This window comes from Kitasatospora sp. NPDC018619, from assembly GCF_044391605.1.
GTDB lineage: Bacteria > Actinomycetota > Actinomycetes > Streptomycetales > Streptomycetaceae > Kitasatospora.
The window spans coordinates 1-14,555 of the sequence record NZ_JBISAI010000014.1; the positions used below are offsets into that span (position 1 = coordinate 1).

General features: G+C 75.7%; 14 protein-coding genes and 2 pseudogenes. 9 read left to right on the forward strand and 7 right to left on the reverse strand.

Going from position 1 to position 14,555, the window contains the following annotated elements; translation table 11 throughout:
* Nucleotides 1-159: 159 nt before the first annotated feature.
* The 4 genes from pcp to ACH5AR_RS22330 all read right to left on the reverse strand — a co-directional run bounded on the left by pcp (nt 160) and on the right by ACH5AR_RS22330 (nt 4,024).
* Nucleotides 160-843, reverse strand: a complete 684-nt coding sequence (gene pcp / locus ACH5AR_RS22315; protein ID WP_396303435.1) for a pyroglutamyl-peptidase I — start codon at nt 841-843, stop codon at nt 160-162.
* Between the two features lie 120 nt (nt 844-963).
* Nucleotides 964-2,169, reverse strand: a complete 1,206-nt coding sequence (locus tag ACH5AR_RS22320; RefSeq protein WP_396303210.1) for an alpha-hydroxy-acid oxidizing protein — start codon at nt 2,167-2,169, stop codon at nt 964-966.
* A gap of 135 nt (nt 2,170-2,304) precedes the next feature.
* Nucleotides 2,305-3,063, reverse strand: coding sequence for a MerR family transcriptional regulator (locus ACH5AR_RS22325; RefSeq protein ID WP_396303211.1), 759 nt, complete (start codon nt 3,061-3,063; stop codon nt 2,305-2,307).
* Nucleotides 3,064-3,109: 46 nt separating this feature from the next.
* Nucleotides 3,110-4,024, reverse strand: coding sequence for an alpha/beta fold hydrolase (locus tag ACH5AR_RS22330; protein WP_396303212.1), 915 nt, complete (start codon nt 4,022-4,024; stop codon nt 3,110-3,112).
* Nucleotides 4,025-4,319: 295 nt separating this feature from the next.
* Here ACH5AR_RS22330 and ACH5AR_RS22335 point away from each other — a divergent pair, with 295 nt between their 5' ends.
* The 5 genes from ACH5AR_RS22335 (at nt 4,320) to ACH5AR_RS22355 (ending at nt 8,708) form a co-directional block, all read left to right on the forward strand.
* On the forward strand, nt 4,320-5,738 hold the full coding sequence (locus ACH5AR_RS22335; protein WP_396303213.1) for a DUF2079 domain-containing protein: 1,419 nt from the start codon (nt 4,320-4,322) through the stop codon (nt 5,736-5,738).
* A gap of 112 nt (nt 5,739-5,850) precedes the next feature.
* The gene (locus ACH5AR_RS22340) at nt 5,851-6,300 is read left to right on the forward strand and encodes a GntR family transcriptional regulator (RefSeq protein WP_396303214.1); all 450 of its coding nucleotides are present in this window, start codon (nt 5,851-5,853) and stop codon (nt 6,298-6,300) included.
* Between the two features lie 85 nt (nt 6,301-6,385).
* Entirely contained in the window at nt 6,386-7,300 is a 915-nt protein-coding gene (locus ACH5AR_RS22345) for an ABC transporter ATP-binding protein (RefSeq protein ID WP_396303215.1), read from the forward strand.
* Nucleotides 7,297-8,295, forward strand: coding sequence for a hypothetical protein (locus ACH5AR_RS22350; protein ID WP_396303216.1), 999 nt, complete (start codon nt 7,297-7,299; stop codon nt 8,293-8,295). Before ACH5AR_RS22345 ends, ACH5AR_RS22350 begins: the two co-directional genes overlap by 4 nt.
* Before the next feature lie 206 nt (nt 8,296-8,501).
* A complete protein-coding gene (locus ACH5AR_RS22355) occupies nt 8,502-8,708 on the forward strand; it encodes a hypothetical protein (protein ID WP_396303217.1) in 207 nt (68 codons plus the stop codon).
* Between the two features lie 70 nt (nt 8,709-8,778).
* On the opposite strand, the gene ACH5AR_RS22360 is transcribed toward ACH5AR_RS22355, so the two are convergent.
* The gene (locus ACH5AR_RS22360; protein WP_396303218.1) at nt 8,779-9,015 is read right to left on the reverse strand and encodes a hypothetical protein; all 237 of its coding nucleotides are present in this window, start codon (nt 9,013-9,015) and stop codon (nt 8,779-8,781) included.
* A 62-nt stretch (nt 9,016-9,077) separates the two neighbouring features.
* Here ACH5AR_RS22360 and ACH5AR_RS22365 point away from each other — a divergent pair.
* Nucleotides 9,078-9,167 (forward strand): annotated as a pseudogene (locus ACH5AR_RS22365) (hypothetical protein); the annotation flags it as partial.
* Between the two features lie 343 nt (nt 9,168-9,510).
* A pseudogene (locus tag ACH5AR_RS22370) lies at nt 9,511-9,597 on the forward strand (hypothetical protein); the annotation flags it as partial.
* Nucleotides 9,598-9,663: 66 nt separating this feature from the next.
* Here ACH5AR_RS22370 and ACH5AR_RS22375 read toward each other — a convergent pair.
* The gene (locus ACH5AR_RS22375) at nt 9,664-10,740 is read right to left on the reverse strand and encodes a GlxA family transcriptional regulator (RefSeq protein ID WP_396303219.1); all 1,077 of its coding nucleotides are present in this window, start codon (nt 10,738-10,740) and stop codon (nt 9,664-9,666) included.
* A 123-nt stretch (nt 10,741-10,863) separates the two neighbouring features.
* Here ACH5AR_RS22375 and ACH5AR_RS22380 point away from each other — a divergent pair, with 123 nt between their 5' ends.
* A complete protein-coding gene (locus ACH5AR_RS22380; protein WP_396303220.1) occupies nt 10,864-11,454 on the forward strand; it encodes a cysteine hydrolase family protein in 591 nt (196 codons plus the stop codon).
* Between the two features lie 137 nt (nt 11,455-11,591).
* Entirely contained in the window at nt 11,592-13,400 is a 1,809-nt protein-coding gene (uppS, locus tag ACH5AR_RS22385; protein WP_396303221.1) for a polyprenyl diphosphate synthase, read from the forward strand.
* Between the two features lie 138 nt (nt 13,401-13,538).
* Here uppS and ACH5AR_RS22390 read toward each other — a convergent pair whose 3' ends face one another.
* Nucleotides 13,539-14,252 carry a hypothetical protein gene (locus ACH5AR_RS22390; protein WP_396303222.1) on the reverse strand — a complete coding sequence of 238 codons (714 nt, stop codon included), beginning with the start codon at nt 14,250-14,252 and terminating at the stop codon, nt 13,539-13,541.
* Nucleotides 14,253-14,555 lie beyond the last annotated feature (303 nt).

Genomic DNA, 14,555 nt, shown 5'->3' on the forward strand with positions numbered 1-14,555 from the left:
GATGGTACTGCAGGGGGGACCCTGTGGGAGAGTAGGACGCCGCCGAACAATTCTTCAGAAGAGCCCCTGATCCCTTCGGATCAGGGGCTCTTCGCATTTCCGGAACTCCGGGAGAGACCTGGAGGCCACGGCCACGGCCACGGCCGGCGTACCGGCAGGTCAGTCGGTTCGGCGGGACAGCCAGGGGCGGCGGCGGGGGACGGGTGCCGCGGCGACGGGTGGGGCGTGGAGGGTGGTGACGGCGCTGCGGATCAGGATGCGGATGCCTTCGGCTGCCGTCTCCGCCGACATCGATCCGCTCTTCTCCCGGCCGGAGGCCTGGCTCGGCAGGTACGGCAGGCGGGCGAACCCGCCGTGCAGGACCGGGCGTTCGGTCGCGATCAGGTGCGCCAACCCGTAGAAGACGTGGTTGCAGAGGTGGGTGCCGGCGGTGTGGGAGAGGGTGGCCGGGATGCCGGCCTGCTGGACCGCCGCCACGCAGGCCTTCACCGGCAGGGAGGAGAAGTACGCGGCGGGGCCGTCCGGCACGACCGGCTGATCGAGCGGCTGGTGGCCCTTCCGGTCGGGGCCGCGGACGGCGTCGTCCAGGTTGACCGCCACCCGCTCCACCGTGAGGTCCGGGCGGTTGCCGCCCTGCCCGGTGGCGAGGACCAGGTCCGGCTCGAACCGGGCCACCGCCTTGCGCAGTTCGGCGATCGAGTCGCCGTACACCCCGGGCAGGGCGGTGAATTCCAGGGCCACCCCGGCCGGCGGACCGGCGGCGACCAGCCGGCCCGCCTCCAGGGACGAGTTCAGGGCATCGCGGCCGAACGGTTCGAAGGCGGTCAGCAGGACGCGGATGATGGCGGACCTCCCAGCGTACGGGAACGTACGGACCCGATTTGTGCCGTTCGAGCGTAGGGCCGTCCCGAATGTCCCGGCAAGCCCCGGTGATCCCGCCGGACGGGGCGCACTGATCCCGCGTCAGGACGGGTACCGGACCGGGCGCAGCGCACCCTCCGCGCGGAGGGAGGCGAGGGTCGGGTACCCGTCGACGGCCATCAGGAGGTCGGCCTCGGCGAGCAGCGAGCGCAGCACGTGGACGATGCCGTCCGTGCCCGCCAGGGCCAGGCCGTAGGCGTACGGGCGGCCGATGCCGACGGCGGTGGCGCCGAGGGCGAGCGCCTTGACGGCGTCGGTGCCCGAGCGCACGCCCGAGTCGAAGAGGACGGGCAGGCCGTCGGCGGCCGCGACGACGTCGGGGAGCAGGTCGAGGGCGGCCAGGCCGCCGTTGGCCTGGCGGCCGCCGTGGTTGGAGCAGTACACGCCGTCGACGCCGCCGTCTCTGGCGCGGCGGACATCCTCGGGGTGGCCGATGCCCTTGAGGAGGATCGGCAGGTCGGTGAGCGAGCGCAGCCAGGGAAGGTCGTCCCAGGTCAGCGGGTTGCCGAAGAGCCCGACCCACTCCAGGACGGCTGCCTGCGGGTCCTCCTCCGGGGCTTTGGCGAGGCGGGCGCGGAACACCGGGTCGGAGGTGTAGTTGGCCAGGCAGTGGCCGCGCAGCTGGGGGAAGTTGGCGGTGGCCAGGTCACGCGGGCGCCAGCCGGTGACCCAGGTGTCCAGGGTGACCACGATGCCCCGGTAGCCCGCGGCCTCCGCCCGGTGCACCAGGCTCTCGGCCAGCGCCCGGTCGGTGGGGGTGTAGAGCTGGAAGAAGCCGGGGGTGTCGCCGAACTCGGCGGCCACCTGCTCCAGCGGATCGACCGTCAGGGTGGAGGCGACCATCGGCACGCCGGTCCGGGCGGCGGCCCGGGCGGTCGCCAGGTCGCCGTGGCCGTCCTGGGCGCACAGGCCGATCACCCCGATCGGCGCCATGAACAGCGGAGTCGGCAGCCGCAGGCCGAACAGCTCCACCGACAGGTCCCGGGCGGTCGCGCCGACCATCATCCGCGGCACCAGGCCCCACTGGCCGAAGGCGGCGGTGTTCGCGCGCTGGGTGGACTCGTCGCCCGCCCCGCCCGCGACGTAGGAGAGCACCGAGGGCGCCAGCGCCGCGCCGGCCCGCGCCTCCAACTCGGCGAAGGCCATCGGCATCGTCGGCAGCACGCCGCCGAGCCCGCGCAGGTAGATCTCGTTCTGGTAGTCGCCGAACCGTCCGTCGAACGCGGGACCGCTGTGCTGGCTGACCATCCGCCGGCCGTCCTTTCGCCCTCCGCCGCCCGGGACCGCCCCGGACGGCACCTCGGCATTCTCACCACGGACGGAGCGGACGGCCAGGGGCGGGGCGCGCCGTCCTCCGGGCGGACGGGGCCGGGCCCGGCGAGGTCAGCGCTTCCGGCGCGGGCCGCCGGCCCGTTCCTCCGCGAGGCGGCGCTGTCCGGCGCGATGGGCGAGGACGCCGAGGATGCGCTGCCAGGTCGGCGAGGCCTCGGCGATCCGGGAGAAGATCACCGCCTGTTTCCCGGGCCGGCTGCTGTCGCGTCCGTGGGCGGCCTCCCAGGTGTCCAGGTCGTCGATCAGCCGGTCCACGCGCGGATCGTCCGGCTGCCAGTCGAGCGACTGGTCGCAGAGCAGGAACAGCCGGACCGTCTCGGGGTCGTCGAAGGCCGCGTTCTTCTCCCGGACGCCCCGGCGCATCGCCTCCGGGTCCAGGGCCTGGAGCAGGATCCAGGTGTCGCGTTCGAGCCGGACCGACCGCTCGCTGACCCCGAGCGCGCGCATCCGGTCCAGGATGGCGACCACCTCGGGCGGCAGCGCGAGCCGTTCGCCGCTCGCCAGGTCGGCGATCCGGCGCCGGTGTTCGGTGAGCCGGTCGATCCGGTGCCGCAGTTCGGCGTCGAGGGCGGTGACGGCGGCGGCGAACTCCTCCGGCCGGGCCCGCAGCAGCGCGTCGATCCGGGCGAGCGGCACCCCGGCGTCGGCGAGCGTCCTGATCCGGATGAGGTCCACCGCCGCCTGCGCGCTGTAGCGGCGGTAGCCGGAGTGGTCGCGCTCGGGTTCGGGCAGCAGCCCGATCTGGTGGTAGTGGCGGACGGTACGCACGCTCACGCCCGCGGTCGAGGCGAGTTGACCGATCGTGAGCACCGTTTCGCTCCTTCTCCGGGGGTCCGTGTGGGCCGCCGGGCGAAGTCTAGGCGCGCGCTGCCCGGTCGACGACATCGCGGACGGCCTGGACGACGGCGTCGGCGCGCTCGAAGACGAACTGGCTGTGCCCGCTGTCGGGCAGGATGCGCTGCTCCCCGTTCGAGACGCGGCCCACCATGTCCGCGTACAGCCGCGTCTTGCCGTCGTGCATCGCCCGGAGGAGTTCCTCGCCCGTCACCGCCAGCTGGCCAGGGTCGACGCCCAGTGGGGTGAGGGCGACCAGCGGCACGTCGGGGAGGTCCGGGCCGGCCTTCAGCTCGGCGGCCAGGTCGGCCATCGAGGCGCGTTCGGCCAGGCCGACCCGGATCCAGCGCTCGCTCACGTGGTACTCGACCATCGCGGCCCGGACGTCCGCCGGGTAGTCCACGAGCAGTTCCTCGCACATCCGGCGGATGGCCGGGAGGCCCTGCCGCAGTTGTTCCTCCGTGGGTGACAGCCGCAGGGTGGCGGACAGGCTCGCCTCGGCGGGCATGTAGTCGTCCCAGTCCCGGTGGAAGGCGTCCAGCCAGACCAGCCCGGCCACGTCCTGCGGGTACCGCTGGGCGAACGCGTGGGCGTACGCGCCGCCGAGCGAGTGCGCGGCCAGGACGTACGGGCCGGGCACGGCCTGGGCGCGCAGCAGTTCGCGGAGCTCGGCGGCGACCTCGGCCGCGGTGCGCGGCAGCGCGGCGTCGTCGCTGAAGCCGCTGCCGCCGCGGTCGTACACCACGGCGGTGGTGAACCGCGCAACCCCTTGCTGGACGCCGAAGTAGTCCAGGCCGACGGCGCTCGCGCCGGGCAGGAAGACGACGGCGGGGCCGCCCGTGCCCTGGCGGTGCAGGTAGAGGCGCCGGCCGTCGACCTCCTGGAAGCCGCCGAGCGGGGGGTGGAGCGGGGCGTCGGAAGTGCTCTCGTTCGTCATGCGGCAAGCCTCCGACCCTGACGTAGCGTCAAGGTCAAGCGGCTCCGTGGACGCGGCCTCCGGCGGCGGCGCGGGCCCGGGAGGGCAGCCGGAAGGCCCGGTCGGCGTCGGCCGACCGGGTTTGACGGCTGGCGGGGCTTCCATCACCCTTCCACTATTCGAATAGTGAAAGGGTACTTTGCCGATGCCCGCCTCCGTCTCCGCTTCGCGTGCTCACCACCCAGCGGCGGCCCCGCCGGTTCCGCCGGTCCCGCCCGCGCCCGCTCGGCCCGCAGGGTTCGCCGCCCTGCTCGCCGTGCGGGCCCTGGACGCCCTGCGTGCCCTGCGTGCCCCGAACCTCCTGAAGGCCCGCCGCCCCGCCGTGCTCGCCTGGGGGCTGGCGGCCGGGTTCGCGGCGCTGTACGCCTGCGTCGCCGTCAACCGGCACCGGCGCGGCCTCACCAAGGCCTACGACCTGGGCATCTTCGAGCAGGCCGTCCGGGCGTACGCCCACGGGCAGGCGCCGATCGTGCCGCTCAAGGGCCCCGGCTACCACCTCCTCGGGGACCACTTCCACCCGCTCGTCGCCCTCCTCGCGCCCGCCTACCGGGCCTTCCCGAGCGCGCTCACCCTCGTCGTCGCCCAGGCGCTGCTGATGGCGCTGGCCGTCGTGCCGCTGACCCGCTGGGCCCACGAGGTGGCCGGGCCGCGGGCGGCGGTGCTCGTCGGCTGCGCGACCGGGGCCTCCTGGGGGATCGTCCGGGCGGCGGCCGACGACTTCCACGAGATCGCCTTCGCCGTCCCGTTGCTCGCCTTCGCCGCCACCGCACTCGGCCGCCGCCGGCCGCTCGCGGCCGCCCTCTGGTCGCTGCCGCTGCTGCTGGTCAAGGAGGACCTGGGGCTGACGGTCGCCGCCGTCGGAGTCCTGATCGCCCGGCAGGCCCGGCGGGAGCGGCGCCGCAGTCCGCTGCCCGGGCTCGCCCTCGCCGCCGTCGGCCTCGCCGCGACCGCGCTCACCGTGCTCGTGGTGCTTCCGGCCGTCAACCCGAACGGGGGCTTCGACTACTGGCAGCAGCTCGACGGCGGCGGGCAGGACTCGCCCTGGACGCTGCCGCTGCGGCTCGGCTGGCCGCCGGTCAAGTGGCTGCTGCTGTTCCTGCTCGCCGCCACCGCCGGCTTCGCCGGCCTGCGCTCGCCGCTCCTCCTGCTCGCCGCACCCACCCTCGCCTGGCGGCTGCTCTCCTCCAACCCGCACTACTGGGGCGTCAGTTACCACTACAGTGCGGTGCTGATGCCGATCGTGTCCGCGGCCCTGGTGGACGTCCTGCGGCACTCCGACGCCCGCCGCATCCGCCGTGCCCTCGCCGTCAGCGCCCTGGTGACGGCCGTGACGCTGCCGCTCTACCCGCTGCACGAGGTGGTGATGCCCGAAGCCTGGCGCACCTCGCCCCGGCTCGCCGAGACCAGGGAGCTGCTCCGCCGGATACCCGACGACGCCACCGCGGCCGCCTCCAACCGGCTGGCGGCCCAGCTGGCGGGCCGTACGGAGGTCACCCTGGTGTGCCGGGTGCCGCAGGGCCCCGGGCCGCAGTGGGTGGCCGTCGACCTGCGCGACCCGAGCGTGCGGGCCCCCTGCGCCACCGCCGACACCGCGCGGATGCTGGCCGGCTACCGGGAACGGGGCTACCGGCCGGTGGTCGACCACGACGGCCTGCTCCTGCTGCGGCGCCCCTGACGGTCGCGGCATCCTCGACGGCTCCGCATGGCATCCCCCGGGGTCCGGCTTGACCCGCGCGCCGCGGTGGGCCACCATTCCACTATTGAACTAGTGAAAGGCCGAAGCGCGGGTGATCGAGTACCGCATCGAGCGGCGCAGCGGCGTCTCCACGTACCAGCAGATCGTCCAGCAGACCAAGCAGGCCCTGCGGCTCGGACTGCTCCGCCCCGGGGACAAGCTGCCGACTGCGCGCGAGGTGGTCGAGTTGACCGCGATCAACCCCAACACCGTGCTGAAGGCCTATCGCGAACTCGAACGCGAGGGGCTGGTCGAGCCCCGCCCGGGGCTCGGCACCTTCGTCCGGCGCTCGCTCGCCCGTCCGGAGGCGGCGGCCGACGGCCCGCTGCGCGCGGAGCTGGTCGGGTGGGTGGACAAGGCTCGGGGGGCCGGACTGGAGCGCGAGGACATCGCCGCGCTGATGGCCTCGGTGCTGGAGCAGCGCTTCGACACCGGGGTCCTCGGCGCCGCCGGTCCCGGCCCCGGGGCTTCCGGCGCCGCCTGTGCCGAGCCCGGCTCCTGAGCGGGCTGCGGCCCTCGATCCGCCGACGGCACCCGAGCCCGGGCAGCCCCGACAACACCGAACCGAAGAACAGTGGGGGGACCGGGTGGAAGACCCGACGACCACGGCGCCCGCGTCGGCGCCGGCCCTGGAGGCCGCGGGCCTCGGCAGGAAGTACCGCGGCGGCTGGGCCCTGCGCGGCTGCGACGTGACCGTCCCGGCCGGGCGGATCTGCGGCGTGGTAGGCCCCAACGGCGCGGGCAAGAGCACCCTGCTCTCCCTCGCCGCCGGCCAACTGGAGCCCACCGAGGGCGGATTGCGGGTGCTCGGCGCCGCCGCCGGCGCGCCCGGGCTGCGCGCACGGGTCGCCTACGTGCCGCAGGACAAGCCGCTCTACCCGGGCCTCACCGTCGCCGAGACCCTGCGGATGGGCCGCGAACTCAACCCGGCCTGGGACGACGATGCGGCCCGACAGGTCGTCGAGCAGGGCGAGTTGAACCCCCGGGCGAGGATCGGCTCGCTCTCCGGCGGCCAGCGCACCCGGGTCTGCCTCGCCCTCGCCCTCGGCAAGCTCCCCGACCTGCTGCTGCTCGACGAGCCGATGGCCGACCTCGACCCGCTCGCCCGCCACCAGCTGATGGGCACCCTGATGTCGACCGCCGCCGAGCGCGGCACCAGCATCCTGCTGTCCTCGCACATCCTCCCCGAACTGGACGGTGTCATCGACCACCTGGTCCTCGTCCAGCGCGGACGGGTCCGGCTGGCCGGCGACCTGGAGGAACTCCTCGACGGACACCGGCTGCTCACCGGGCCGGCCGCCCAGGGCGCCGCCCTGCCCGCCGCATCGGTGGTCGAACGGCGGGTCAGCGGCCGCCGGTCGATCGTCCTGGTCCGCACCGACGGGCCGCCGGACGGCGCTTGGGAGAGCGAGCGCCCGGGCCTGGAGGAGCTGCTGCTGGGCTACCTCCGGGCGCCCGCCGACCCGCCCGGCCAGCACGGCCCGGGGGAGGCGGCCGCATGAGCACCGGTGTCCTGCCCGACCGTCCCGCCACCGCCGCTGCGGGACCCGCGGCCTCCCCGGCCCCGGGCCTGCGCGGGCTCCTGTGGCTGACCCTCCGTCAGAACCGGCTTCTGCTCTGGGTGCTGGGCGCCGCGCTGGTCCTGGCGGTAGTCGGCCTCCTCTGGGTCCACTTCACCTGCGGGCACATCGTGGACGAGCTGCGCCGCACCGACTGCTACTACCCCGCCTCCTGGGAGCGCCGGGAGTGCTGGGACCTCGTCCAGCCGATCGACCGCCCCGACTTCTGGTACCTGGAGGTCCTCCAGCCCGCCGTCACGGCACTGCCCGTGCTGCTCGGGGTGTTCGTCGGAGCCCCGCTGCTGGCCCAGGAGTACGAACGCGGCACCATCCGCCTGGTCCGCGCCCAGTCCGTCAGCCCGGTCCGCTGGCTCGCCGTGCGCCTCGCCGTCCCCGGCCTCGCCGCGCTGGCGGTCAGCGGTGTGCTCGCGGTGCTGATGACCTGGGTGTGGTGGACGGACATCGTGCACGGCCCCGTCGCCTTCGACCCGCCCTTCCAGGCCTTCACCTACCCGGCCCTCGGCGTCGCCCCGGTCGCCTGGTCCCTGTTCGCCCTGACCCTCGGCGCCCTCGTCGGCCGGCTCGTCCGCCGCACCCAGCCCGCGATGTTCGCCACCGGCGCCCTCGTCGCCGCCGCCCACGCCGTCATGGCCTGGGCCCGCCGGTACTTCTACCCCGCCGTGGACCAGACCGCCCCCGTGGGCACGGCCCACCCCACCAACTCCTGGCTCATCGACCAGGGCGTCATCCTCCCCGACGGCACCCGCGTCCGCACCGACAGCTGCGTGCTCAACACCACCTGCGACACCGCCGACGCCTCCTGGCTCCGCTTCCACCCGGCCGACCACCTGGTGCCCGTCCAACTCGTCGAAGCCGGCCTCCTGGCCGTGCTCACGCTGGCCCTGCTCGTCGTCCTCTTCCGCCGCATGCGCGGGTAGCACTCCCACAGGCGTGCTCCGGGGAGGGCTGGGACGCCGACTGGCGGGGCCGGTGTCGTGGAGCGAGGACGGGCCGGTCACGGCCGTTCGCGTCGTGGGGTGCGGACCGGGCGGTGGCTCCGGGCGGCAGGCGGCTCCGGTGGTTCGTCCACCGGGGCCGCCGGTGCGTTGCGGGCCCGGACCAGTGGGCGCCGGCGGACGGGATCATGGGGCGTCCTGGGATCGACCGCCGCCGCGACGCCTGCCGCAGCACCTTCGAGCACGACATGGCCGTCTGGGTGCCCTTCGACCGCCGTACGGTCTCCGGGCTGGTCGAGGGCGGCGCCTGCCCGGACGGTTCGCGCCGCTGGTCGTACCTGGCGCCGCTGGTGGCCCGGGAGGCCTGGCGGGCGGCACAGCAGCAGCGGAGGTAGGCCGGAACGGGCGTTCCCGAGAACGCCCGTTCCGCCGACGGAACGCTCGTTCCCGGCGGTTCCGGGGTGGTCAGCCGACGGTGGCGCGCCAGTCGGCCGGGCCGCTCGCCGGGAGGTGTTCCGGCAGGCCCGGGGTCCGGCGTTTGGTGCCCTCCGGCAGCACGGCCAGGGCCTCGACGCCCGGCCGGCGGGCGACCCAGGCGAGGGCGCGGTCCGCGCCCGTCGCGAAGGCGGCGCGGTGGCCCAGGCGTCGGGCCGCGCTCAACCGGATGCTCGGGCCGTCGGCGACGCGCCGACCCGCCGCCACGCGGTGGAGGAGCGGCTTCGCGGCTTCGCCGCCACGCCGGCCACGAGCTGCGCACCCCGGTCGTGGCGCTCCGCGGCCGTGCCGAGCCGGCGCTGCGCCACCCCGGCCCGGTGCCGGAGCCGGTGCGGCACTCGCCGGAGCGGATCGGTGCCGAGGCGGTGCGGATGGGGGCGATCGTCGAGGACCTGCTGCCGGCCCGGCTGGACGCGGGCCGCCCCGCTGGCCCAGGAGGAGGTGGACCTGAGCCGGATCGCCCTCGACGCGGTGGCCGACGCCCCGCCGCCGGGCCGGAGCACCGCCGGCGGGTCGCCCTGCCCGGGGATGCGGTGCTGGCGCGCGGGGAGGGGCACCGGCTGAGCCAGGTGGCGGTCGATCTGCCGGCCAACGCCCGGAGTCACACCCCGCCCGGCACCGAGGTCCGGCTGGCCCTCGAACGGTCGGACGGGCAGGTCGAGCCGAGCGTCTCGGACGACGGCCCGGGGGATCGCGCCGGAGCTGGTCGGCCGGGTCTTCGAGCGCTTCGTCCGGGGCGACCGCGCCCGCTCCCGCGCCACCGGCTCGACCGGGCTCGGCCTGGCGATCGTCCGGGCCGTGGTCGGGGCGCAGGGCGGCACGGTGACGGTCGAGAGCCGGCCGGGCGCACGCGGTTCACCGTACGGCTGTCGTGACCTCCCTCGCCGTCGCCGGTGCGGTCGCCGTCGCGGTGGTGGTGCGGAAGCGCTGCCGGTAGTCGGTCGGCGTGGTGCCCAGACGGCGGCGGAAGGCGCGCACCAGGGTGTCGACGGTGCCGAACCCGCAGGCGGTGGCGAGGCGTTCGAGCGTCTCGTCGGTGGACTCCAGCCGGTGGCGGGCGCGTTCGACCCGGGCCGCCTCGACGTAGGCGCTCGGGGTGGTGCCCAGCTCGGTCTTGAAGATGCGGGTCAACTGCCGCTCGCTGACGTGGGCGTGGGCCGCGAGGTCCGGGACGGTGAGCCGCCCGGAGAGGTTGCGCAGGATGTGGTGGCGCAGCTCCTCGATCCGCCGGGTGGTCGACACCGGCTCCAGCGGGACGCTGAACTGGCTCTGGCCGCTGGGGCGCTTGAGGTACAGGACGAGCTGGCGGGCGACCCGCAGCGCCAGTTCCTCGCCGAAGTCCTCGGCGACCAGCGCCAGTGACAGGTCCAGGCAGGCGCTGATGCCGGCGCCGGTCCAGACCCCGCCCTCGCGGATGAAGATCGGATCCGCGTCGACCTCGACCTCCGGGTGCTCCTCGGCGAGTTGGCCGGCCGTGGACCAGTGGGTGGTGGCGCGCCGCCCGTCCAGCAGCCCGGCGGCGGCGAGCAGGTGCGCGCCGACGCAGACGCTGGCCACCCGGCGCGAGCGGGCGGCCAGGGCGCGGACCCGGTCCACCACCGCCGGGTCGGTGAGCGCGCGGACCCTGCGGTGCTCGTCCACCTCGACCGCGCCGGGCACCAGCAGGGTGTCGATCCGGCTCCGGGCGGCCTCGTCGAAGGTGAGGTCGGGCAGCACGCGCACGCCCGCCGCGGTGGTGACCGGCTCCGTCGTCTCGGCGGCGAGGACGACCCGGTAGCCGGTCGCGTCCTCGCTCTCCCGGCGGACCAGGGAGAAGACCTCGGGCGGCCCGGTCACGTCGAGCAGGTCGACGCCCTCGAACAGCACGATGACGACGAGCCTTTGTGCGGCCGGTGCGGGCACGGCTTCCCTCCTCGATGTCGGAATCTGCATGTTAGGCGACATTGCCGCCATCCGGGCGCCGCCCGTAGCGTGGGCGGAGCCGGGCCGCACCCGTGATGCACCAGGTGTGACCTGCGAGAACCCCGAATCCCGACCCCGTGAAGGCGGTACCCCGTGCCCACGACGACCCTGCGCACCCTCAACGGCCTCGACGAGACGCCGGCCGTGCTCGGCGACGCCACCCTGATCATGATCGACTACCAGAACACCTACGTGCGCGGCGTGATGGAGCTGGACGGCTGGCGGGAGGCGCTCGACGCCGGCGCCGACCTGCTGGCCCGGGCCCGGGAGGCCGGTGCCACCGTCCTCCACGTGGTCAACGACGGCGGCGAGGGCACTCCGTACGACATCCGGGCCGAGATCGGGCGGATCCACCCGGACGTCGCCCCGGCCGAGGGGGAGCCGGTGGTGGTCAAGCGGGCCCCGGACGCCTTCGTCGGCACCGACCTGGGCGACCTGGTGGACGCGGCCGGGCACCGCGACGTCGTCGTCGCCGGGTTCATGACCCACATGTGCGTCACCTTCACCACGGCCGGCGCCTTCCTGCGGGGCAACCGCCCGACCGTCGTGGCCGCCGCCTGCGCCACTCGTCCGCTGGAGTCGGCAGGCACCGAGCTGACGGCGGACCAGGTGCACCGCGCGGCGCTGGCGACGATCGGTGACCTGTACGGCGTGGTGGTGCAGTCCCCGGCGGACCTCGGCTGACGCGTGCCCGTGGCCGCGCGGTCGGGGCCGTGACCGGCGCCGGAGCCATGGGGGACCGCACCCCGGATCGCCACCGATCCGCCGCCGTCTCGTTGGACCGGTCGGCGCACGGTGTCGGCGGAGGGTCGGGAACGGGCATGGCGGGGAGCAGGGCGGCGGCGGAGGATCCGCCGGAGCTGGCGGAGTCGTACCGGGCCTGCGAGCGGGAGGTGGCCGCCCACCTGGCCCCGCTGCGGGCGGTCAGCGACCTGCTGCCGCCCGAGGTGCGGCCCCACCTCCACGCCGTCAACGCCTTCGCCTCCCGCTCCGACCGGCTCGCCGACGATGCCGACGCCCGGGAGGACGACGCCGGGGGCGCCGAGGCCGATGCCGACGCCGATGCCGTCCAAGGCCAGGGCCAGGGCGGAGCCGGCCCGGCCGAGCGGGAACGCCGCTTCGCCCGCTGGCGGGCCGACACCCTGGCCGAGCTCGCGGCCGGCCACAGCGGGCACCCGCTGCGCCGGGCCTTCGTGGACACCGTGCGGCGCTGGGAACTGGACCCGGCCCTCGTCGAGGAGTTCCTGGACGCCACCCGTGCCGGCGGCGCCCGCCCGCCCGCCTTCGAGACCTCCGCGGACCAGCGCCGTCACCTGCGGGGCATCGCGGGGACGGTCACCGAGCTGTGGGCCCCGCTGCTGGGCGCACGGGCCCCCGGGGCGGCGGGTGCGCTGTCCGCCCTGGGGGAGGCCTGCCAGCTGGCCGACATCCTGGAGGACCTCCCGCTCGACCTCGCGGCCGGCCGCTGCTACCTGCCGCAGGAGGACCTGCGCCGCCTCGGCCTCACCGTCGCGGACCTGCGCCAGGGCGTCCGCGGCCGGGGCGGCCGGGGCCCGGACGATCACCGGGGCGGCCGGGGCCCGAACGGCCGCCGGACCGACCGCCGGGGTGTCCTGGACGAGCTGGTCGAGCTCCAACAGGCCCAGCTGCACCGCCTGTTGGAGCAGGCCCTGCCCGCCACCTGGCTCGCCGCCCCCGGCTGCCGCCCGTTCCTGCACGCCCTGCTGCTCGGTGCCCAGCTCCAGTACGACGAAGCGAGCCTGCTGCGCTCGCGCGTGCTGACCGAGGGCCTGGTGCCGCCGAGCTCCGACGGCGTGACACCCCGCCGCCGCGCCCCGTCGGTGCCTCCCGGGGGCGCGCCCGGCCATGTCGCGGTGATCATGGACGGCAACCGCCGCTGGGCCGAGGCCCGCCGACTGCCCGCCGAGCACGGCCACCAGGCCGGGCGGCGGGCCGCCCTGCGGCTGGTCAACGCGGCGCTGCGGCTGGGCGTGCGCCACCTGAGCCTGTACGCGTTCTCCACCGAGAACTGGGGCCGCCCGTCCGAGGAGCTGACCGCGCTGTTCGACTCGCTGGCCGACGGCCTCACCCGCAGCGCGGAGGGCCTGCACGCACTCGGCGTGCGGATCCGCTGGTGCGGCCGCCGGGACCGGGTGGACGAGTCGCTCGCCTCCTCCATCGCGCTGGTGGAGAGCCTGACCTCCAACAACGGCACGCTGACCCTGACGGTCTGCGTGGACTACGGCGGCCGGGAGGAACTGGCCGCCGCGGCCCGGCGCCTGGCCGCCGAGGCGGTGGCCGGCCGGATCCTCCCGGAGGAGATCGGCCCGGCCGACCTGGCCCGGCACCTCTACGTCCCGGACCTCCCGGACGTGGACCTGCTGATCCGCACCTCGGGGGAGCAGCGGATCAGCAACTTCCTGCCCTGGCACCTCGGCTACGCCGAGCTGCTGTTCGACCCGACGCCCTGGCCGGACTACGACCTGGCCCGGTTGCGCGGGGCCGTCCGGGCCTACGCAGCCCGCCAACGCCGCTTCGGCGCCGGCGTCCCCGCCCAGTCCCGCAAGGCCCGCCCGACCGCGGACGTCGCGGACCCCGCGGTGAGCGCCCCGCCGAGCGCCCCGCGGTGACCGCCCCGTCCAGTGCCCCGCGGTGACCGCCCCGCCGAGCGCCCCGCGGTGACCGCCCCGCCGAGCGCCCCGCGGTGACCGCCCCGTCCAGTGCCCCGCGGTGACCGCCCCGCCGAGCGCCCCGCGGCGGCCGCCCCGCTACGGGGACTGCGGCCGTGGCTCCGGCCGCGCCTGCGCCTGCTGCTCCTGCGCGGCCGGCGGCGGGGTGTACGTCCCCTGGGCGGTGACGTACGCCAACACCGTGTCCACGGTGACCGGGTGGGCCCCGAAGTTCGCGGTGTACGCGTCCACCGCCTCCTGGGTGGGGCGCAGCGGCACCCCGCTGAGCCGGACGTTCACCGGCTGCCCGGCCGGTACCGGATCGGCCCTCAGCGTCCCCTCGGTGAGGCCGCAGCGGAAGGCCGAGCGGTGCCCCATCTCGGCCCCGCTGACCTCGCACCGGCCGGAGCCCAGGCCGTCCCTGATCGCACCGGCCAGGTTCACCACCCGGTAGTCGCCCTTCGAGGTGCTCACGCAGACCCCGCCGTCCAGCGCGCCGTCGCCCCGGGCCTTCGGCGGGTCGGCGAGGGATGGGTCGCCGACGGCCGAGCGGATCGGCAGGTGGACGGCCGGGCCGTGCTCGTCGAGCACCATGCGCGCCGGGGCGACGACGTCCACCAGCGCGTGGAAGCGGTCCAGTTGGGCCTGCGCCTCCGGGGTCCAGCGGATCTCCACCCAGCCGTCGGAGAGCGTGCCGAGGCTCCCGGAGAGATCGGTGCCGCCGTCCGCGGCACCGGCCGCGGTCCCGGTGAGCCACCCCAGGAGCGGAGCGGCCAGGGCCGCGCCCAGCAGCGACCGCCGCGTCGTGCTCATCGTCCCGAACCGTCCTTCCAGGGCCGCCCGGCGCGGCCTCGTCGGAAGGGATCATCCGCTCCCCGACCGTCCCCGCCGGTGCCGCGGAGGGCGAAACCACCCGGGTGGGGGGAGCGGGACGCCGTCCGGGGTGGCTCGGGCGGGAACAGGAGCCCTCCGGGACCACCGTCCGCGCCCCCTCCCCTCCAAAGTTGAACGCGTTCAAACTCGTGCGCCATGATGAGGAGGCGCGAGAGCACCCGCACCGCGGCCCGCGGCGCGGGGCGCTCCCGTGCTGCCCCGCCACGCTCCGAACCCCCCTAC